This is a genomic window from Actinophytocola sp. (assembly GCF_035762905.1).
Taxonomy (GTDB): Bacteria; Actinomycetota; Actinomycetes; order Mycobacteriales; family Pseudonocardiaceae; genus DASYTH01.
In genome coordinates this window covers 20,443-43,605 of the sequence record NZ_DASUCC010000157.1, presented here as the reverse complement: position 1 = coordinate 43,605, position 23,163 = coordinate 20,443, and the positions used below count along the sequence as shown (strand labels likewise).

Here is a 23,163-nt window from a genome sequence, read left to right as displayed (position 1 = left end):
GGTGTGGGCCGGGCGGGGTCCTCGTTGTCAGCCGCCCATGGCGCGGACGAGGTTGGCCGGGCGCATGTCGGTCCAGTGCGACTCGATGTGGTCGAGGCAGGACTGGCGGGCGGCGGGGCCGTGGGTGATGCGCCAGCCGGCGGGGACGTCGATGAAGGTGGGCCAGAGGCTGTACTGGCCCTCGTCGTTGACGAGGGCGTAGTACTCGCCGTCGGGGTTCTCGAACGGGTTGGTCATGGGGTGCTCCTTGCGTTGACGAGCGCTTCGAGGGCGCGGAACCAGGTGTGCGCGAGGTTGGCGACGGAGTCCTCGGACAGGACGCCGCACGGCCAGGACCAGGTGGCTTCCAGGACCGGGCCGCCGGGCAGGTCGCGGGTATGGGCGTTGATCGAGAGCGGGTGGCTGACCGGCATGTCGGGGTCGGCGTCGACGTCGGCGGCGTCCTCCTCGGCCGCATAGGACCAGTCGGCGTCCTGCGGGTAACCGAACCGGCCGAGGTAGTTGAACTCGATCGGCGGGGACGGGAAGCCGGCGAGCACCGGCCCGGTCTCCGGGTCGAGGTGGCGGAGCAGGCCGTAGCCGATGCCGGCGTCGGGCAGCGTGGCCAGGTGGTCGCGGACCCGGTCGACCACTGCGGCGGCGTCGCGCGGGGTCAGCGTGGACAGGCGTGCGTCGCCGGTGTCCAGCCGGACCGGGTAGACGGTGGTGAACCAGCCGACCGTGCGGGACAGGTCCAGATCCGGGGCGAGGTGCTCCGCCCGGCCGTGACCCTCCAGGTCGACCAGGACGGTGCGGCCGCCGCCGCGCCACTCGGCCACGGCCAGCGCGAGCGCGGCGAGCAGCACGTCGTCGATGCGCGCACCGTAGGCCGACGGCACCGGGCCGAGCAGCGCGGCGGTCGGACCGGTCGGCAGGGTCAGGGTGAGCACCCGTTCGGTGGCGGCCACGTCGAGCCGGGGGTCGAGCGGGCGGGTGAGCGGGATCGGGTCGGCCTCGGCGAGCACGCCGGTCCACAGCGGCAGCTCGGCCCGCCGGGACGGGGCCAGTTCGCCGAGGAGCCGGGCCCAGCGGCGGAACGAGGTGCCGGCGGGCGGCAGATCCGGGGTTCGCCCGGCCGACACGTCGAGCCAGGCGGCGGCGAGGTCGGGCAGCAGGATCCGCCAGGACACCCCGTCGACCACCAGGTGGTGGATCATCAGCAGCAGCCGGCCGGGAGTGTCCACACCGGAGTCGAACCAGACGGCGGAGACCATCCGGCCGGCGACCGGGTCGAGCCGATCCCGTGCGGTGACGGCATGTTCGGCGATGGTCGGGGTGAGATCGCCGGTCACCTCGACCCTGGTCAACCAAATGTCCACAGTGGATGGAACGTGCAGGGTCCAGTCGACGAGCCGGGCGCGCAGCAGATCGTGCCGCTCCAGCACGGCGGACAGGACGGAGCGCAGGGCGGGCTCGGTGAGCCCGGCCGGGGTGCGCAGCAGCGCGTACTGCTGGTAGCCGGGGAACGGCCCGCCGAGCTCGCGCAGCCAGTGCATCACCGGGACCAGCGGCACCACGCCGGTCCCGTCGGACGCGGTCACGCCAGCACGCGCCGGGGTGGCCACCGACGCCAGGCCGGCCACCGACCGCTCGGTGAACACCTGGCGTGGGGTGATCCGCCAGCCGGCGGCTCTGGCCCTGCTGACCAGCTGCATGGCGACGATGGAATCGCCGCCGGAAGCGAAGAAGTCGTCGTCGGCGCCGAGCGAGGGCAGACCGAGCACCTCGGCGGCCACTGCGGCGAGCGCGGTCTCGACCGGGCCGGACGGGGCGCGGCCGGCCGAGCTGAAGTCGGGCTCCGGCAGGGCGTCGCGGTCGAGCTTGCCGCCGGGCAGCACCGGCAGCCGGTCCAGCACCACGAGCGCGGCGGGCACCAGGTAGGCGGGCAGCGCGGCGGCGACCGCGCGGCGCAGCGACCCGGCGTCCAGGGTGGCGCCGGGCAGCGGAACGGCGTAGCCGACCAGCCGGGCGACGGGGCCGGGTCGCACGGTCACCACCGCGCTCGCCACCCCGGGCTGGGCGGCCAGCACCGACTCGATCTCGGCCGGCTCGACCCGGAAGCCGCGCACCTTCACCTGGTCGTCGGATCGGCCGCCGTACTCCAGCCGGCCGTCCGTGGTCCACCTGGCGAGGTCGCCGGTGCGGTACATGCGGGCCGAAGACCTGCTTGCAGGGTCGAGCATGGACTCAGTGCCGAACGGGTCGGCGACGAACCGCTCGGCGGTCAGCGCGGCCTGGCCGAGGTAGCCGCGGGCGAGCCCGGCGCCGGCCAGGTACAGCTCGCCGGTCACGCCCGGCGGCACCGGGCGCAGCGCAGCGTCCAGCACGTAGGCGGCGGCGTTGGCGACCGGGCGGCCCACCACCGGCCGCGCGCTGTCGCGGACGTGGCCGACCAGCGCGTCCACCGTGGCCTCGGTCGGACCGTAGAGGTTGACCCCCTCGGTGCCGGGCAGGCCGCGCAGCCGGGTCCACAGGCCCTCGGAGACCGCCTCGCCGCCGAAGCCGAGCAGGGCCAGCGGGCAGTCGTCGGCCAGCCCGGCGTCCAGGAGCTGGGTCAGCACGGACGGGGTGACCTCGATGAAGTCCAGCTCGCGGGCCCGGATCAACGCGGCCAGCAGCTCCGGGTCGCGGCGGGTCGGCTCGTCGACGACGTGCACCGCGTGCCCGTCGAGCAGCCAGAGCTGCGGCTGCCAGGAGGCGTCGAAGGCGAACGACCAGGCGTGCCCGACCCGCAGGTGCCGCCGGCCGGTGCGGTCCTTGGTCGGTTCGTAGAGGTCGCGGCGGTGGCTGGCGAACAGGTTGGCGACGCCGCGATGGGACACCACGACGCCCTTGGGTCGCCCGGTCGAGCCGGACGTGTAGATCACGTACGCCGGGTTGTCCGGGTGCGGCGGGGTGCCGAGGTCGTGCTCGTCGGCGTCGGGCAGCGGGGAATCCAGCAGCAGCACCGGAATCTCGGTGTCCGGGCGAAGCTCCGACGTGCTGAGCACCAGTACCGGGGCCGCGTCGGCGAGCATGCCCGCGGTCCGCTCCGCCGGTTGATCGGGGTCGAGCGGCAGGTAGGCGCCGCCGGCCTTGTGCACGGCGAGGATCGCCACCAGCGCGTCCTCGGTGCGGGGCAGCGCTAGCGCGACCACCCGCTCGGGCCCCACGCCGGCCGAGGCGAGCAGGCGGGCCAGCCGGTTGGCCCGGGCGTTGAGCTCGGCGAAGGTCAGCATGACCAGCTCCGAGCCCGAGCCGGCGACCACGGCAGGGGCGTCCGGGGTGGCCCGGACCTGCGCCTCGAACAGCTCCGGCACGGTGCTGGCGGCCAGCGGCAGGCCGGTGCGGTTCCACTCGGTCAGCACGCGGTGCCGTTCGGCCGCCGACAGCACGTCGACGGTGCCCACCGGCGCATCGGGGTCGGTGGCGAGCGCGCGCAGTACGGCGGCCATGCCGGCGGTGATCCGGGCGATCGCGGCGTCGTCGAACAGGTCGGCGCGGTACTCGGCGGTCAGCACGAGGTCCTCGCCGGCCTCGACGGCCCAGGTCAGCGGATAGTGCGTGGCGTCCTGGCTGTGCCGCTCCTCGACGGCGAGGCCGCCACCGAGGGACGGATCACCGCCCGGGTAGCTCTCGAACACGACCAGGGTGTCGAACAGATCGCCGGCACCGGCGTGCTGGGCGATGTCGGACAGACCGAGGTACTGGTGGGCCATCAGCGCGGACTGCTCGTCCTGCAGCCGGGTCAGCAGCGCGCGCCGGCTCTCCTGCGCCCGCGGCCGCACCCGGACCGGCACGGTGTTGATGAACAGCCCGATCATCGACTCGACACCGGGCAGCTCCGGCGGGCGCCCGGACACCGTCGCCCCGAACACCACGTCGGAGCGGCCGGTGAGCGCGCCGAGCAGCACGCCCCAGGCCGCCTGCACGATCGTGTTGAGGGTGACCCCGGTGGCGCGTCCGAGCGCGACCAGGTCCGCGGCCGGCAGCCGGACCTCGCGGCGCGACGGGATCAGCGGCGACCGGTTGGGCTCGGCCGGCACCAGGTGCGTCGGCGACTCCAGCCCGGCGAGGGCGGCGCGCCACGCGGCCTGCGCGGCGGAGCGGTCCTGGACGGCGAGCCACGCCAAGTAGTCGCGGAACGGCGGGGTCTTGCCGGGCGTGCCCGCGTAGAGCCGGGACAGCTCGGCCAGCAGCGGCGTGGTGGACCAGCCGTCCAGCAGCAGGTGCTGGTGGGAGATCACCAGCCGGTGCTCGTCGGGGCCGACCCGGACCAGCGCCGCCCGCAGCAGCGGGGCGACGGTCGGGTCGAACCGGCGCCGCTCCTGGGCCAACAGCTCGTCCCAGTCGTCCTCGCCGGTCCAGTCGGCCGTGCGCCACGGCAGGTCGACGCGCTCGGGCACCACCGCGACGGCGCGGCCGGAGGACAGGTAGCGGAACGAGCAGCGCAGGTTGGGGTGCCGGTCGAGCAGTGCCTGCAACGCGGCGCGCAGCCGGGCCGGGTCGACCGGGCCGTGCAGGTCCAGCGACATCTGCACGGTGTAGACGTCGAGGTCGCCGGCATCCAGCGAGGCCAGGAACAGCAGGCCGGACTGCAGCGGGGTCAGCGGCAGCACCGCACCGCCGGCCTCGGCGGCCTCGGCGTGGGTCAGGGTGATCAGGTCGGTGGCCGGCGGCTCGGATCGGGCCGCGGCCGGCGCGACCGCTGTCATGGCCGAGGCGATCCTGGCCACGGTGCGGCGCCGGAACACGTCCCTCGGCGTGATCACCATGCCGTCCGCGCGCAGCCGGCTGACCAGTTGGATGGCCACGATGGAGTCACCGCCGACGGCGAAGAAGTCGTCGTCGGCGCCCACGGCCGGCAGCCGCAGCACGGCGGCGACGTGCCCGGCGACCAGCGCCTCGGCCGGGGTGGTCGGTTCCCGACCGGTGCTGTGCGCGGCGAAGTCGGGGGCCGGCAGCAGGGCGCGGTCCAGCTTGCCGCCGGCCGTGACCGGCAACCGGTCCAGACCGACAACGGCGGCCGGGACCAGGTGCTCGGGCAGCGTCTCGGCCAGCGTCGCCCGCAGTGCGCTGGTGTCCAGCGCGGGGACGACGTAGGCCACCAGCCGCCCGTCGCGGACCAGGGCTTCGGCGGCCGCGACCCCGGGCAGCGCGCGCAGGGCGGCGGCCACCTCGCCCGGCTCGACCCGGAAGCCGCGGATCTTGACCTGGTCGTCGGCCCGGCCGAGGAACTCGATGCCGGCGGCGCCCCGCCGGGCCAGATCGCCGGTGCGGTACATCCGTTCCCCCGGCGCCCCGAACGGATCGGGCACGAACCGGGCGGCGGTCCGGCCGGGCGCTGCGAGGTAGCCGCGGGTCAGCCCGGCGCCGGCCAGGTAGACCTCGCCGACGACGCCGTCCGGCACCGGCGAGAGCCCGGCGTCGAGCAGGTGGACGCGGGTGTTGGCGACCGGACCCGAGCGGTCCGGGTGCCGGCCGTAGGCATCCACGGTGTACTCGGTCGGCCCGTACAGGTCGTGCGCCGACAGGCCCGGCACCTCGCGCAGCCGCCGCCACAACGCCGGCGGGACGCTTTCGTTGCCCACCACCAGCACGTCCGGCGTGTACCGGTCGAACAGGCCGTGCCGCTCCAGCTCCACCAGGTAGGTCGGGGTGACGTCGAGGTAGCCGATCCGGTGCGCGCACAGGTAGTCGAGCAGCGCGGGCGGGTCGGTGCGGGTGGTGTCGTCCAGCACGTGCAGCTCGTGCCCGGCGAGCAGCCACAGCACCGGCTCCCACGACGCGTCGAACCCGAACGGCGCGGTGTGCGCGACCCGGCGCACCGCACCGTCGGGAGTACCGGACGGAATCAGGTCGGCGAGCTGGCCGGCGAGCAGGTTCGCCAGGCCGCCGTGCGTGCCGACCACGCCCTTCGGCCGGCCGGTCGACCCGGACGTGTAGATCACGTACGCGGCGGCGTCCGGCCGGTGCGGTGCCGGGTCGACCGGAGCACCCAGCTCGACGGAGGTGAGCACGTGCGCGGGACCGGCGTCCGCCAGCATCAGCGCGCGGCGGGCCGGTGGGTGGTCGGGATCGAGTGGCAGGTAGGCCGCGCCGGCGGTGAGGACGCCGAGGATGGCCGGCACCAGCTCCGCGCGCGGCAGGTCGAGGGCGACGACCTGCTCGGCGCCGATGCCCCGGGTCCGCAGCGCACCGGCGATCCGGCGCACCCGCTCGCCCAACTCGGCGAAGGTGAGCCGGCCGGCCGGGGTGACCAGCGCGGTGCGGTCCGGATGTGCCCGCACCGCGGCGAACAGCGCGGCCGGCACGCCGGCGCCGGCAGGCAGCGAGCGGCCCTCGTTGCGCAGGTGCCGGCGTTCCCCCGGCGCCAGCACGTCGACCCGCCCGATGGCCCGGTCCGGGTCGGCGACGACGGCCCGCAGCACCCGCAGCAGCCGCTCGCCGAGGACGGCGACGGTGGCCCGGTCGAACAGGTCGGCGCTGTACTCGATGCCGGCCTCGATGGTCGGGCCGCGCTCAACGAAATCGAACGACAGGTCGAACTTCGAGGTCTCCGAGGCGATCCGTCCGGTCCGCGCTTCGACGCCGTCCAGTTCGAGCCCGTCGCCCGCGGCGGCGAGATAGACGACCATCACCTGGAACAGCGGGTGCCGCGACAGCGAGCGGGGCGGGTTGAGCGCCTCGACCACCCGGTCGAACGGCACGTCCTCGTGCTCGTAGGCGGCCAGGTTCGTCTCCCGGACGCGGGCCAGCAGCTCGCGGAACGACGGATCGCCCGACGTGTCGGTGCGCAGCACGAGCGTGTTGAGGAAGAAGCCGACCAGGTCGTCAAGGGCGGTGTCGGTGCGGCCGGCGATCGGGCTGCCGAGCGGGATGTCCTGGCCGGCCCCGAGCCGGTGCAGCAGCACCGCGACCGCGGCCTGCACCAACATGAACATGCTCACGCCCGCATCGAGCGCGAGCGCCCGCAGCCCGTCGGCGGTGGCCTCGTCGAGCGGCACCGCGACGGTGCCGCCACGGGCGCTGACCTCGGCCGGGCGGGGCCGGTCGGTCGGCAGGGTCAGCTCGTCCGGCAGGTCGGCGAGGGCCGAGCGCCAGTAGGCGAGCTGGCGGGCGGCCAGGCTGGCCGGGTCGTCCTCGGCGCCGAGCAGATCCCGTTGCCAGAGCGCGTAGTCGGCGTAGGTCACCGGCAGCGGCGCCCACTGCGGGGGGACGCCGCGCAGCCGGGCGGCGTAGGCGTGCGCGAGGTCGCGGGTGAGCGCGGCGTCGGACCACTCGTCGGTGGCGATGTGGTGCAGCAGCAACAGAAACACGTGCTCATCGGAGCCGACCTCGAAGAGCCACGCGCGCACCGGCGGTTCGCGGTCCAGCGCGAACGGGTGCCGGGCGGCGCTGGCCAGCCGCTCGTCGACCACGGCATCGGAGACCCGCTCCAGGTCCAGTCGCGGGGCCGCGTCGACGACCCGCTGCACGGGCCGGCCGCCGCGCTCCTCGACCAGCGTGCGCAACGTGGCGTGCCGGGCGGTCAGGTCGGCGAGGGCGGCGCGGAGGGCCTCGACGTCGAGCCGGCCGGACAGCCGCCAGGTCATCGGGATGTTGTAGGTGGGGCTCGGGCCGGAAAGCCGGTCGAGCACCCAGAGTCGTTGCTGGGCAAAGGAAAGCGGTACGTCGACGGTCCGTGCGGCGGGGCGCAGCGGGGGCCGGTCGTCGGTGCCTGCGCCGAGCAGGCGGGCCAGCCCGGCGACGGTCGGCGCGTCGAAGACCATGCGCAGCGAGACCGACGAGCCGAGCGTCGAGCGGATCCGGCTGACCAGGCGCATGGCCAGCAGCGAGTGCCCGCCGATGGCGAAGAAGTCGTCGTTGATTCCGACGCTGTCCACGCCCACCTCGGGCCGGTCAAGCACCCCGGCGACCAGTTCGGCGAGCGCGCGTTCCAGCGGGGTGCGCGGCGCGCCACCCGTGCTCGGGCCCCGTGCCGGCGCGGGCAGGGCGGCCCGGTCCAGCTTGCCGTTCGCGGTCACCGGCAGTTCGTCGAGCAGCACGAACACGGCCGGCACCATGTGCTCGGGCAGCGTGGCGATCAGGTCGGCCCGCACGGCGTCGAGGTCGGGCGTGCCGACCAGGTAGCCGACCAGGGCGTTGTCGCGCAGCACGACCACGGCGGAGCGCACGTCGTCGCGCGCGGTCAGGCGCGCCTCGATCTCGCCGAGCTCGACCCGGAACCCGCGCAGCTTCACCTGGTGGTCGACCCTGCCCCGGAACTCCAGGACGCCGTCGCGCTGGCGGGCCAGGTCGCCGGTGCGGTACATGCGCGAGCCAGGCCCACCGAACGGGTCGGCCACGAACCGCTCCGCGGTCAGGCCGGCGCGGCGCAGGTAGCCGGTGGCGAGCTGGACCCCGGCGAGGTACAGCTCACCGGTGACCCCGTCCGGCACCGGGCGAAGCGCCGCGTCCAGCACGTAGGCCGAGGTGTTCCACACCGGCCGGCCGATCGGCCCGGGGTCGCCGGACCACCAGGTGACGTCGACCGACGCCTCGGTCGGCCCGTAGAGGTTGTCCAGCCGGACACCCGGCAGCACCTCGGCGAACCGGGCGGCCAGCTCCGCCGGCAGCGCCTCCCCGCTGCAGATCACCCGGCGCAGCGACGCGCACCCGGCCACGCCCGGCTCCTCGAGGAAGGTGTCCACCATCGACGGGACGAAGTGCAGGGTGCCGATCCCGTGGCGCCGGATGGTGCGCACCAGGTACGCCGGGTCGCGGTGGCCGTCGGGCCGCGCGACCACCAGGGTGGCGCCGGCCATCAGCGGCCAGAAGAACTCCCACACCGACACGTCGAAGCCGGCCGGCGTCTTCTGCAGCACCACGTCGCCCGGGCCGAGCCGGTACTCGTCCTGCATCCAGGCCAGCCGGTTGGCGATCCCGCGGTGCGGCACCACGACGCCCTTGGGCCGGCCGGTCGAACCCGACGTGTAGATCACGTAGGCCGGACTGTCCGGGCCGACCGGCACCGGGTCGCGCAGCGGCGCACCCTCCTCGAGACCGGTGATCACGTGCGCGGGCGCGGCGTCGGCCAGCATGAACTCGCGTCGCCGCACCGGAAGACCGAGGTCGATCGGCAGATAGGCGGCGCCGGCCCGATGCACCGCGTGCAGGGCGACGACCAGGTCGATGGAGCGCGGCAGCGCGACGGCCACCAGCGACCCCGGCCCGACACCCCGGTCGCGCAGGTGGCCGGCCACCCGGGCGACCCGCTCCTCCAGTTCGCCGTAGGTCAGGGTGGTCGGCGCGGTGTCGTCGGCGAAGACCAGCGCGGGGGCGTCCGGGGTGCGGGCCGCCTGGGCGCGGAAGGCCTCCGGCAGCGTGGCGGTCGGGACGGGGCGCCGCTCGCCGTGCAGCACGGAGTTGCCGGGCAGCAACGTGCCGAGCCGGCTCCCGGGATCGGCGGCGACCTCGCCGAGCAGCCGACTCAGTTGCTCGATGAGACGGTCCGCGCCGGCCGGGCCCAGCCGGTCCAGCGCGTACTGCACCAGCACGGTGAGCCGGTCCGGGGTGTCCACCAGGGTCACGTGCAGGTCGAACTTGGCGGCGCCGGGGTCGGCGTCGAGCCACTCGGTGGCCAGGCCGAGCACCGGATCGCCTGCGGCATCCGCGCCACCGCGCTGGTGGTAGCCGAGCATCACCTGGAACAGCGGGTTGCGGCCGGCGACCCGGGCCGGGTTGACCGCCTCGACGACCCGCTCGAACGGCACCTCGGCGTGGTCGAACGCGGCGAGGCCGGTGGCCCGGACCCGGCCGAGCAGCTCGGTGAACGTCGGGTCGCCCGAGGTGTCGGTGCGCAGCACGATCGTGTTCACGAAGAAGCCGACCAGGTCGTCGAGCGCGGCGTCGGTGCGACCGGCGAACGGCGCGCCCAACGGCACGTCCTCGCCGGCCCCCAGCCTGGTGAGCAGCGCCGCGACCGAGGCGTGCAGCAGCATGAACATGCTGGTCCCGGTGTCCGAGGCGAGCGCGCGCAGGCCGGCGACGACCTCCGGCGGCAGATCGGCCCTTACCGCGCCGCCGCGTCCGGTCGGGTTGGCCGGCCGGGGCCGGTCCACCGGCAGGTCGATCTCGTCCGGCAGCCCGGCCAGCGTCTCGCGCCAGTACCCCAGCTGATCATCATCGGGCAGGGCGCGCTGCCAGAGGGTGTAGTCGGCGTACTGCACCGCAAGCGGCGCCCAGCCCGGCTCCCGGCCGGCCGCGCGCGCGAGGTACGCGGCGGTGAGGTCGGCGAGCAGCGGCCGGTCGGACCACTCGTCGGTGGTGATGTGGTGCAGCACGATGACCAGCACGTGGTCGTCGGCGCCGAGCCGCAGCACGGTGACCCGGATCGGCAGATCGGCGGCCAGGTCGAACGGGCGGCGCACCTCCTCGGCCAGCCGGTCGTCGAGCGCCTCGGGCGTGCAGCGGGCCAGCGTGAGGTCGACGTGGGACGCCACGACCCGCTGGTACGGCTCACCCTCGTGCTCACCGAACACGGTGCGCAGCGACTCGTGCCGGTCGAGCAGGTCGCCGAGGGCCAGCCGCAGCGCCGCCACGTCGAGTTCCCCGCGCAGCCGCATGGCCAGCGGGAAGTTGTACACCGCCGACGGGCCGGTGAACCGGTCGATCAGCCACAGCCGGCGCTGCGCGGGGGAGAGCGGCACCCGGTCCGGGCGCACGGCCGGCGTCAACGCCGGACGCGACGGTCCGCGCCGCGCGTCGGCGCGGCCGGCCAGCTCCTGCGGGGTCGGCGCCTCGAACAGGTCGCGGATCGCCAGTTGCACGCCAAGTTCGACCCGTGCCCGGCTGATCAGCCGGGTGGCCAGCAGCGAGTGCCCGCCGAGGTCGAAGAAGTCGTCGCCGGCCCCGACCCGCTCGATGCCGAGAACCTCGCCGAACAGCGCGCAGATGGTGACCTCGGTCGGGGTGCTCGGCGCCTGCCCGCCCCCGGTGGCGACCGGTTCGGCGGCCGGCAGCGCGGCCCGGTCCAGCTTGCCGTTCGGGGTGAGCGGCAGTGCCGCCACCGGCACCAGCACCGACGGCACCAGGTAGTCGGGCAGCACCCCCTTGAGGTGCTCCCGCAGCCGTGGCAGCAACTCGAGCACGCCGCGGGCCGCGGCCGGGTCGTTGGCCAGGTCGTTCGGCGCACCGCCGGCGCCGAGATGGCAGCCGGTCAGCGGGCCGGTGGCGGTGGTGAGGACGGCCTCGTAGGTTTCCCCGCCGGGCACGCAGACCACCCGGTAGCCGAGCCGGGCGCCCAACTCGGCGACGTCCTCCGGCTCGACGCCGCCCGGGTCGCCCTCGACCCGGGGGTTCGGGATTCCGGTCAACCGCACCGTTTCCCCGGTCGGCTCGGCCGGCCACGGCACCGCGGGCGCGCCGGAGACGTCGGTGCCGGCGCCGGTGTGCAGCAGCACGTCGTACCGGTGCCGGGTCAGCTCGTTGTGTGCCCGCCCGCCCTTCTGCCTGATGTCGACCCCGGTGAACCCGGGCCGCCCGGCGAACCAACCGGGATCGATGACCAGTTCCTTCTCCGTCCACGCCCGGCGCCCGGTCGCGGCGTGGAAAGCCTCCAGCGTGGCCAGGTTCCGCACGTCGCCGACGAAGATCGACCCGCCGGGCGCGAGCAGCGGCCGCAGCCCGTCGAGCACGCCGGCCAGGTGCTCGGCGCTCGGGAAGTACTGGACCACCGAGTTGATCACGATGACGTCGAAGTAGCCGGTCGGCAGCCCGTCGGTGACCGTGGCGTCCTGGCAGCGCAACCGCACCCGCGCGGCCAGTTCGGGGTCGGCGGCCACGTCCCGGGTGAGCTTGGCGATCATGGGTGCGGAGAAGTCGGTCGCCCAGTACTCCTCGACGTCGCGGGCCAGGCCGGAGAGCAGCAGGCCGCTGCCGACGCCGACCTCGAGGATCCGGCTCGGGCCCAACTCGCGGATGCGGCGCAGGGTGTGCGCGCGCCACTCCCGCATCTCCTCGACCGGGATGGGCGCACCGGTGTAGCTGGAGTCCCAGCCGTCGAAGCGCTCCTCGACCACCGCGGTCGGGATGACGTCGTACTCGTCGTCGTAGACCTGCTGCCAGCCGCCGACGTGCGCGGCGTCCGCCTCGGCGCGGTCGGGCGAGGCCGGCACGACGTAGCCGACCAGCCGGTTGCCGGCCGCGATGACCGCGGCGGCGGCGACCTCGGGGTGTTCGGCGAGCACGGCGGCGACCTCGCCGGGCTCGACCCGGTAGCCGCGGATCTTGACCTGGTCGTCGGCGCGGCCGATGAAGTCGAGCAGCCCGTCCCCCCGCCAGCGGACCAGGTCACCGGTGCGGTACATCCGCTCGCCCGGCCCGCCGAACGGGCAGGCGACGAACCGTTCGGCGGTCAGCGCGTGCCGGCCGAGGTAGCCGCGGGCCAGCCCGACCCCGGCGATGTAGAGCTCACCGGCGACCCCGGGCGGGACCGGGCGCAGCCGGGCATCGAGCACGTAGGCCCTGGTGTTGTGGATCGGCCGGCCGACGGTCGCGGTCACACTGTCGTCGGTGCCGCCGCCCAGCGTGTTGATCGTGTACTCGGTCGGCCCGTAGAGGTTGTAGCCGGTGACGCCGGGCGTGCTCAGCAGGGCCGACCAGACCTGCTCGGGCACGGCCTCGCCGCCGAGCAACACCAGCGGCGGCAGGTGGTCGCCGTCGAGCAGGCCGTGTTCGATGAGTTGGGCGGCGTAGGTCGGGGTCACGTTGACCACGTCGATGCGGTGCTCGGCGCAGTAGCCGGCAAGGGCCTGCGGGTCGCGGCGCAACTGCTCGTCGCAGACGTGCACCTCGTGGCCCTCGACCAGCCAGAGCAGTTCCTCCCAGGACATGTCGAAGGAGAACGACACGGTGTGCGCGATGCGCAGCCGCCGGCCGGCCCGGTCGACGACCGGGCCGAAGATCGCCTCGCGGTGGTTGTGCTGCATGTTGGTCAGTCCCCGGTACGGGGTGACCACGCCTTTCGGCCGGCCGGTCGAGCCCGAGGTGTAGATGACGTAGGCGGGATGCTCCAACCGAAGCGCCGAACCGGGATCGAACTCGTGCACCGGGCCGTCGTCGAGCGCCTCGATCGCGGCGGCGATCGCCGGGTCGTCGAGCAGCATCGGGTCGCAGTCCGGCAGCAGCGCGGCGGTGGCGCTGGTGGCGAGCACGCAGACCGGGCGCGCGTCGGTGAGCATGAACGCCAGGCGCTCGGCCGGGTAGTCGGTGTCCAGTGGCAGGTAGGCGGCACCCGTGCGGAGGACGGCGAACAGCGCGGCCACCATGTCGGCGGCGCGCGGCAGCGCGAGCGCGACCACCCGCTCCGGGCCGGCGCCGCCGGCGATCAGCCAGCGGGCCAGCCGGTTGATCCGCGACTCCAGGTCGGCGTAGGTCCACGTGCCGGCCGCCGTGACCAGCGCGGTCGCCGCCGGGGTGCGGCCGGCCTGCTCGGCGAGCAGGTCGGCGATGGTGCGGGTGCCCAGCGGCGTGGCGGTGTCGTTCCAGCGCACCAGCACGTCGTGGCGCTCGGCCGTGGTGAGGGTCTCCAACTCGCCGACCCGGGTGTCCGGCTCGGTCACCAGTCGGTGCAGCACCGCGACCAGCCGGTTCAGGATGGCCTCCGCGGCGGCCTCGGTGACCTGGTCCGGCCGGCGGTACAGGCCGACGGCGATCCGCTTGGTCGGCGTGATGACCAGGGTGAGCGGGTAGTGGGTGGCGTCGGCGTACCCGACGCCCGCGATGCCGTGCCTGGCCCGGAAGTCGGAGTCGTCGCTGATGAAGTTCTGCAGCACCATGATCGTGTCGAAGAGCTGCTTGTGCCCCGACTCGTGCTGGATGCGGGCCAGGCCGAGCCAGTCGTGGGTCATCGTGGCCGAGCGTTCGTCCTGCAGCCGGTGCAACAGCGCGGCCACGGTCTCCGCGGGGTCGAGGCCGACCCTGGCCGGCACGGTGTTGAGGAACAGCCCGATGATCGACTCCACGTCCGGGACGTCGGCCGGGCGGCCGGACACGGTGGCACCGAACACCACGTCGTCGCGGCCGACCAGCCCGCAGAGCACGATTCCCCAGGCAGCGCTGACCAGCGTGTTCAGCGTGACGCCCAGGCCGCGGACGGCGGCTCGGATCCGGTCGGACTCGGCAAGGCCGAGCTCCACCCGGCAGGTCCGCGGGGTGACCGGCTCGGTCGGGCGGCCGGGGAAGACCAGCGTCGGCTCCTCGATCCCGGCGAGCGCCGCCCGCCACGCCCGGGCGGCCACCTCGGTGTCCTGCTCGCCGAGCCACGCCAGGTAGGCCCGGTAGCTGCCGCGGCGCGGCACCGGCTCGCCGGCGTAGAGCGCGAACAGGTCGCTGAACAGCAGGTCGGACGACCAGCCGTCCCAGAGCAGCAGGTGGTGGGTGATCACCAGCCGGCAGCGGTGCGCGCCGAGCCGGATGAGCGTCACCGCGAGCAGCGGCGGGCGGGCCACGTCGAACCGGCGGGCCCGGTCGGCGGCCATCGCCGCGTCCAGGTCGCCCGGTTCGGCACCGCTGAGGTCCAGCACCGTCAGCGGCGGCTCCAGGTCCGTGGCGATGACCTGGGTATCGCCCGAGAAGCCGGCCCGCAGCGTCGGAGTGCGGTCGAGCAGGGATTTCAGCGCGTGCCGCAGCCGGTCGGCGTCGAGCATCCGGTCCAGATCGAAGTGGTCCTGGACGGTGTAGATGTCGTTCCCGTAGGAGGCGAGGAAGAGCAGGCCCTCCTGCAGCGGCGAGAGCGGCCAGTGCGTCTCGTCGTGCGCGGCCCGGTCGGCCAGGTCGGTCAGCGCCGCGCTGAACTCGCGCGCCAGCTCCTCGACCTCGGCGCCGGACCAGTGCGCGACGAGCGTGCCGTTCTCCTCGGCGACGTCCAGGGTCAGCGCGTACGGCTGCTCGGTCTCGTCGGTGGCGCCGAGCGGCCCGGTCAGCCAGTCGCCGGTGTCGGCCCGGCCGAGGTAGTTGACCAGCACATCGGCCCGGCCGAGGCCGGCGAGCACCGGTATGGCCTGCGGGTTGAGGTAGCGCAGCAGGCCGAACCCGGCGCCGCCGTCCGGCGCGGCCCGCACCTGCTCGCGGACCCGCGTCCGTGCGGCGCCCACGTCGGCCGGGTCGATCCCGGTGAGGTCGAGCCGAACCGGGTGGATCGTGGTCAGCCAGCCGACCGTGCGGGTCAGATCGACAGCCGCACCGATGCCCGACCCGGCGAGCAGGTCTTCGGCATCCCGGCCGTGACCCTCCAGGTCGACCAGCAGCTCCGGCCGGCCGCGCCGGGCCATGACCAGCGCCAGCGCGGTGAGCAGGGCATCGGTGACCGGGCCGGGCACGGCGGGCAGGGTGGTGGTCAGCCGGGTCCGCCCGCCGGTGGTCGCGAGCTCGGCGCCGGGCCGCAGGGTCCGCATCCAGTGCGGCAGCTCGGCGAGCCGCTCGGGCGCCTGGGCCGCCTCGCTGAGGCGCCGCGACCAGGTGCGCAGCGACGTCGGCACCGGATCGAGCGCCTCGCCGGCCCACGCGGCGGCGAGGTCGGGCACGAGAATCCGCCAGGACACCCCGTCGACGGCGAGGTGGTGCACGGCGAGCAGCAGCCGCTCGGCGTCCGGATACCAGACCGCGGCCAGCATGACTCCGGCCTCGGGGTCGAGCAGCCGGGCCGCGGCGTGCTCGTCGGGCTCGCCGGCCCGGGTCAGCATGGTGACCGGGGCGCTTGGCCGGACGGCGAGGGTCCACAGGCCGGGCACCGGGACGGTGAGCTTCAGGCGCAGCGCGTCGTGCCGGTCGACCAGGGCGGTCAGCGCGGCGCGCAGCCGGGCCTCGTCGGCGCCTGCCGGGGTGCGCAGCAGCAGGTGCTGGCTGAACGTGGCGATGGGGCCGCCCCGCTCGCGCAGCCAGTGGGTGACCGGCAGCAGCGGTAGGTCGCCGACCCCGTCGTCGTCGCCACCGGGCGAGGTGATCACCGGCGCGGCCTCGGGGCCGAGCGCGGCGGCGAGCCCGGCCGGCGTGCGGTGCCGGAAGATCTGCCGGGGAGTCAGCTCGACGCCGGCCCGCCTGGCCCGCGCCACCAGCGTGATCGACACGATGCTGTCGCCGCCGAGGGTGAAGAAGTCGTCGTCCACGCCGACGCCGTCCAGTCGCAGCACTCCGGCGAACAGCTCGCACAGCAGCCGCTCCCGCTCGGTGCGCGGCGCGTGGCCGGAGGTGACCCGCCGGGGCGCGGGCAGCGCGGCGCGGTCCAGCTTTCCGTTGCCGGTGACCGGCAACGCGTCGAGCGGCACGAGCGCGCTCGGCACCAGCGCCGCCGGCAACGTCTCGGCCAGTTCGGCGATGACCCGGTCCACATCGAGGTGGCCGGCTGGCACGACGTAGCCGACCAGTTGGTCGTCGCGAACGATCACGGCGGCGTGGCGCACGTCCGGCCGGGCGGTCAGCGCGGCGGTCAGCTCGCCGGGCTCGACCCGCACGCCGCGGATCTTGACCTGGTCGTCGGTGCGGCCGAGGTAGTCCAGTGCCCCGTCCGGCCGCCAGCGCGCCAGGTCGCCGGTGCGGTACATCCGCGCTCCGGGCGCGCCGAACGGGTCGGCCACGAACCGCTGCGCCGACAACCCCGGCCGGTCCCGGTAACCCCGGGCCAGCTGCACCCCGGCCAGGTACAGCTCGCCCGGCGCGCCGACCGGCACCGGCCGCAGCGCGCCGTCCAGCACGTAGGTCCGCGTGTTCCACACCGGCCGGCCGATCGGCGCGCCGGGTTCGGAACCGTCGGCGCGGGTGACGTCGACCGCGGCCTCGGTCGGGCCGTAGAGGTTGTGGATCGGCACCCCGGTCAACGCGCGCCAGCGCTGCGCGAGCTCGGCCCCGAGTGCCTCGCCGCTGCACACCAGCCGGCGCAGCGAGCCGGCCCAGCCGGATTCGTCCACCGCACCAAGGAAAGCCGCCAGCATCGACGGGACGAAGTGCACCGTTGTCACCCGCTCCCGCGCGATGACGTCGGTGAGGTACGCGGGATCGGTGTGCCCCCCTGGCCGGGCCAGCACGACCGCGGCACCGTGGCAGAGCGCCCAGAACAGCTCCCACACCGACACGTCGAAGCCGGTCGGGGTCTTCTGCAGCACCCGGTCGGTCTCGTCGAGCGGGAACGCGTCCTGCATCCAGGCCAGCCGGTTCACGATCGCCCGGTGGCTGATCACGACCGCCTTGGGCTTGCCGGTCGAGCCCGACGTGTAGATCACATACGCCGGATGGTCCGGATGTGGCCGTACCGAGGGAAGTTCCGCGCCCCCGACCTCGATGTCGGACATGGTGAGGACCGCGGCGGGCCGGGCGTCGTCGAGCAGCGCGGCGCGCCGGGCCGCGGGCAGGTCGGGCTCGAGCGGCAGGTAGGCCGCCCCGGTGCGCAGCACCGCGAGCAACGCCACGATCAGCTCGGCCGAGCGCGGCACCGAGACCGCCACCACCGACTCCGGCCCCACCCCGCGCTCGGCGAGCCTCCGCGCCAGTTGCCCGGCCCGCCGGTGCAGCTCGGCGTAACTCAGCGTCGTGTCCTCGGCGATGACGGCGGGCGCGTCCGGGGTGCGGAGTGCTTGCGCGGCAAGGAGTTCGGGCAGTGTCGTGGGCGCGACGTCGACGGCGGTGTCGTTCCACTCGTGCAGCACCCGGTGCCGCTCGGTCGCGGTGACCACGTCGAGGGTGCCGTCGGCGATCGACTCGAGCGCCCGGACCAGCCAGCCGGCCAGGCGCCGCGCGGTGGTGTCGTCGAGCCGGTGGTGCAGCCGAAGCTCGAGGCGCTCACCGGGGCGGGCCACCAGGTAGAGCGGGTAGTGCGCGGCGTCGCGCACGGCGAACGCGGGCAGGTCCGGGGTCTCCGGCCAGTTCTCGATCACGGTGATCGTGTCGAAGAGCTCGCCGTGCTCGCGCTGGATGTCGGCCAGGCCGACGTGTTGGTGATCGAGCAGCGCCGTCTGTTCGTCCTGCACTCGGCGCAGCAGGTCGGGTCCGCCCAGCCGGACCCGCACCGGCACGGTGTTGATGAGCAGACCGACCATGTCGGCGACGCCGGGCACCTCGGGCGGCCGGCCGGACACCGTGGTGCCGAACACGACGTCGGTGCGCCCGGTCAGCGTGCCGAGCACGACCGCCCAGGCCACCTGCACCGCGGTGCTGACCGTGGCGCCCGCGGCCCGCGCCGCACCGATCAACCGGGCGGTGGTGTCCGCATCCAGCACGCTGACCACGGCCGAGGGCACCTCGCCTGCCCGCCCGCGCTCCTCGGGCGCGACCAGCGTCGGACCGTCGAGCCCGGCGAGCGCCGCCCGCCACGCCGCCGCGGCCGCGTCGGCGTCCCGGCTGGACAGATGCGTCAGGTAGTCGCGAAACGGTGGCGCCGGTGGCAGCGAGCCGCCGCGGTAGAGCGTGAGCAATTCGCGCACCAGCACGGGAATGGACCAGCCGTCGAGCAGCATGTGGTGATGGGTGAGCGCGAGCCGGTAGGACATGGGCCCGACCCGGACCAGCAGCATCCGGACCAGCGGCGGGACGGCCGGGTCGAACCCGACGGCCTGCTCCTCGTCCAGCAGCCTGGCCAGCTCGCCGTCGCGCTTGTCGGCATCGTGCCCGGTGAGGTCGACCTCCTGCCACGGCAGCTCGACCCGCCTCGGCACCAGCGCGACGTTGCGCCCGGCCTTGCTCTGCCGGAATGCCGCGCGCAGGTTGGGGTGCCGGTCCAGCAGCGCCTGCCCGGCGGCCCGCAGCGCGTCGGCGTCCACCGTGCCGTCGAGGTCGACGGTGAGTTGGCTGGTGTAGAGGTCGATGCCGTCGGCGTCCAGCAGCGTGTGGAACAGCAGTCCTTCCTGAAGCGGGGTGAGCGGGAGGATGTCTTCCAGCCGGGTCACGATGACTCCCATTCCGCTTCGAACTCGTCGATCTCCTCCTGACTCAGCTCGACCATGCCGAGGTCGGAGGGGGTGTGGCCGCCGGCACCCGGGCGGGCGGCGTGCGTGGCCAGCCCGGCCAGCGCGGCGAACCAGGCATCGGCCAGCTCCCGCACCGATTCCTCGCCGAGCAGGTCCCCGGGGAAGGCCCAGGTCACGCCCAACTCGGGTCCGCCGGCACCGTCCGAGGTGAACGCGTTGATCTCCAAGGTGTACGGGGCGACCGGCATGGCGTCGTCGAAACCGCCGGCCAGCACGCCCGCGCCGGGCAGCGGGGTCCAGTCCTGGCCGGTGGCCACGGTGAACCGGCCGAGGTAGTTGAAGCTGATCTGCGGCGCCGGCCGCGCCGCCAGTTCGGCGGCGGTGTCCGGGTTGAGGTGCCGCAGCAACCCGTAGCCGATGCCGTGGTCCGGGATGGCGCGCAGTTGCTCCTTGATCCGTTTCAGCGCGGTGCCGGCGGCCGGCCCGCCGGCGAGCGCCTCGGCGCGGTCGAGCGGGCCCGGATCGAGCCGGACCGGGAAGACGCTGGTGAACCAGCCGAACGTTCGGGAGAGGTCGACCCCGGCACCGAGCTGCTCCTCCCGCCCGTGTCCCTCAAGCGCGACCAGCACGTCGGACCGGTCCTCGGAGCCGTTGTCGGACCGCCAGCCGGCGACGGCCAGGGCCAGCGCGGTGAGCAGCACGTCGTTGATCCCGGCGTGGAACGCGGCCGGCACGGTGGTGAGCAGCGGCCTGGTGTGCTCGACCGGCAGCCGCAGTGTCAGCCTGCGCACCGAGCGCAGATCGCCGATCGGGTCGAGTGGGCGCGGGGTGAGCAACGGGTCCACACCATCCACAATGGACGTCCATAGTGGAAGCTCCGCCGCCCGGGGGCCGCTTTCCCTGTGCAGCAGCTCACTCCACGGCCCGAACGGGGTACCGGCCGGCTCCAGTGCCGCACCGGCCGCGGCGGCGGCCAGGTCCGGCAGGAGAATCCGCCACGAGACCCCGTCGACCACCCAGTGGTGCACCACGAGCAGCAGCCCGGCGTCGCACCGCACCGCCTGGATCAGCACGCCACGCTCGGGGTCGAGCCGGCCGGCGGCTTCGGCGGCCAGCGCCGCGATGTCCGCCCCCGGCGCGGTCGACAGCACCGACGCCGCGGCCACCGACCCCGGCGGCCCGACGGTGAACGTCGCTGCCGCGCGGTCGATCCGGGCCCGCAGCACGTCGTGCTTGTCCAGCACCGCCTGGATGATCGGGACCAGTTCCGCCTCGGCGAGCCCGGCCGGCAGGCCGACGAGCATGGACTGGCTGAAGGCGGTGACCTCCCCGCCGGACTCGTCGAGCCAGCGCATGATCGGGGTGAGCGGGAACGTGCCGACCCCGGAGACCACCGCCTGCCGCCGCACCTCGGTGGCCACCCTGGCGAGCCCGGCCACGGTGCGGTGCTCGAACACGGCCCTCGGCGTGATCGTCAGACCGGCCTCGCGGGCCAGGATGACGAGCTGGATGGACACGATGCTGTCGCCGCCGACGGCGAAGAAGTCGTCGTCCGCACCGACTTCCGGTAGGCCGAGCGCCTCGGCGAACAGCCGGCAGAGCAGCCGTTCCCGCTCGGTGCGCGGCGCCGTTCCGCTTGCCAGCGCGGCGAAGTCCGGCGCGGGCAGTGCGGCGCGGTCGAGCTTTCCGTTGGGCATCACGGGAAGCGCCGGCAGCGGCAGAAACGCGGCCGGCACCATGTGCTCCGGCAGCTTCGCCGCGACGTGCCCGCGCACCGCCTTCATCAACGCGTGCACGTCGCGAAACCCGGCCGGCGTGTTGGCCAGCGGGCGGTCCGCGGTGCCCCGCCGGTAGATCTCGGCCGGCAGCTCCGTGCGCGCGAACACCAGATCCAGCTCGCCGTCCAGGCCGTCCCCCGCCCAGCTGGCCGCGAACCGGTAGCCGTGCTGTTCCGCCTGCGCCGCAACGACTTCGGGATCGATCCCGGACGGCACGAGCCGGCCGTTGGGCACACCCCGGATCCGCAGCGACGGATGACCGGCGCGCAGCTCCGCGGCCAGGTCGACGGGCCAGTCCAGCTCGAGGCCGGGCGCGGCGGCCCGCACCGGCGCGGTGTGCAGCACGACGTCGTACCGGTACCGGCTCAGCTCGTTGTGGTAGTCGCCCCGCTTCACCCGCAGGTCGACCGAGGTGATCCCGGGCAGTTCCAGGGATACGAAGAAGTCGGGGTCGAGTAGCAGCTCGCCCTCCCACTCCAGCGGCGTCCCGGCCGCGAGCCGCTCACGCAGCCGCAGGTTCCGCACATCGCCGACGAAGATCGAACCCCCGGGCGCCAGCAGCTCCGCCGCGCCCCGCAGCACCCTGACCAGGTAGTCGACGTTGGGGAAGTACTGCACCACCGAGTTCAGCACGATCGTGTCGAAGTACCCGGCCGGCAACCCGCGCAGGTCGTCCGCGGGCTGGGCGCGCAGCTGCACCGGCAGTCCATCCGCCCGGGACCGCAACGCGGCCACGGCGTGCTCGGACAGATCCGTTCCCCAGTAGGCCTCGCAGCCGCCGGCGAGCGCGGTGAGGATCAGCCCGCTGCCGACGCCCAACTCCAGCACCCGCCTCGGCTGCAGCGCCGCGATGCGCTCGACGGTCGCCGCCCGCCAGGCCCGCATCTGCGGCAGCGGGATCGGCGCGCCGTCGATGCTGCTGTTCCACCCGGCGAAGCCCTCGTCGCCGCCGCCCTCCGCGGCGTACAGCAGCTCGTGCAGGTCCTTCCAGTCTCCGACCACCCCGTCACCGGTTCCGGTGGCCGGCACCACGTAGGCCACCAGCCTGCGTCTGCCGTCGCCGTCCTCGCGGGCCAGCACCGCGGCCGCCGCGACCGACTCGTGTGCCAGCAGCACCGACTCGATCTCGCCCGGCTCGATCCGGTGACCGCGGATCTTGACCTGGTCATCGACCCGTCCGAGGAACTCCAGCGCGCCATCGGCGTTGACCCGGACCAGATCGCCGGTGCGGTACAGCCGCGAACCCGGCACACCGAACGGGTTGGCGACGAACCGCTCCGCGGTCAGCGCCGGCCGGTTGAGGTACCCGCGGGCGAGCCCGGGCCCGCCGAGGTAGAGCTCGCCCTCGGTCACCGGCCGCAGCGCCTCGTCGAGCACATGCGCGTCGGTCATCGGGTCGGCGACCCCGATCGGCACCACCGGGCCACGCAGCCGGTCCGGATGCGACTCGCCGAGCGTCGAGTTCACCGTCGCCTCGGTCGGGCCGTACGCGTTGAACATCCGCCGGCCCCGCCCGTAGCGCGCGACCAGCTCCGGCGCCACCCGCTCGGTCCCGGCCAGCAGCGTCGCGCCGGCCGGCAGTTCGCAGTCGGCCGGCAGCACCGCGAGCAGGCTCGGCGGCAGGATCATGAACGTGACGCCGTGCCGGTTGGCGTAGTCGGTCAGCTCCCGTCCCGGCACCCGCCGCTGCGCCGGTACCACGATCAGCCGCCCGCCGGAGAGCAGTGCCAGGCACAGGTCCCAGAACGCGACGTCGAAACTGGGCGAGGCGAACTGCAGGATGCGGTCGGCCGGGCCGATACCGAACCGCTCGGTCTGGGTGGCGACCAGCTTGGCCACACCGCTGTGGGACAGCACGACGCCCTTGGGTAACCCGGTCGACCCGGACGTGTAGATCACATAAGCGGCGTTGCCGGCGTGCACCGGCCCGGCCGGCGGATCGGCCGGCCACCGCGGCTCGCACTCGTCCAGCAGCACCCGCGGCACCGCGGGTTCCGCCGGCAGCCGCCGCGCCAGTTCTCCGGTGGTGACCACGCAGACCGGCGCGGCGTCGCCGAACAGGTAGGCGATCCGGTCGGCCGGGTAGTCGGTGTCGATCGGCAGGTAGGCCGCGCCGCTCTTGAGCACCGCGACCTCGGCGACGATCATGTCGACCGACCGGCCGACCGCGAGCGCCACCACCCGCTCGGGCCGGGCACCCGCGTCGAGGAGCCGGTTCGCCAACCGGTTGGCCCGGGCGTCCAGCTCGGCGTAGGTCAGAGTGGTCAGCGCAGTCTCGTCCTCGAACACCACCGCGACCGCGTCGGGCGCGGCCCGGACGCGCTCACCGAACAGCTCTGGCCAGGTCGGTACGGACATCAGCACGGGCACCTTTCAGCAACCCCCACCAGCGCCCGGCCCCCGCCGCCACCGCACAGGTCCACCGCCAT

The 23,163-nt window shown here is 74.5% G+C and carries 2 protein-coding genes and 1 pseudogene; all 3 read right to left on the bottom strand.

The genetic code is table 11. The features are described 5' to 3' along the window. Window positions 1-27: 27 nt before the first annotated feature. Window positions 28-237 (bottom strand): MbtH family protein, encoded by a 210-nt coding sequence (locus tag VFV67_RS35125; protein WP_326475029.1) that lies wholly within the window; start codon window positions 235-237, stop codon window positions 28-30. Then, window positions 234-18,935: a non-ribosomal peptide synthetase gene (locus VFV67_RS35120; RefSeq protein ID WP_326475028.1), complete on the bottom strand. Its 18,702-nt coding sequence runs from the start codon at window positions 18,933-18,935 to the stop codon at window positions 234-236. The genes VFV67_RS35125 and VFV67_RS35120 overlap by 4 nt, the downstream gene beginning before the upstream one ends. Then, window positions 18,932-23,080 (bottom strand): annotated as a pseudogene (locus VFV67_RS35115) (amino acid adenylation domain-containing protein); the annotation flags it as partial. The pseudogene VFV67_RS35115 and the gene VFV67_RS35120, both read right to left, overlap by 4 nt. Between the last annotated feature and the right edge of the window lie 83 nt (window positions 23,081-23,163).

What these genes read in the sequence shown, in the direction of transcription:
- VFV67_RS35125 (WP_326475029.1), bottom strand. Translation starts at nt 237, where the DNA reads ATGACCAACCCGTTCGAGAACCCCGACGGCGAGTACTACGCCCTCGTC.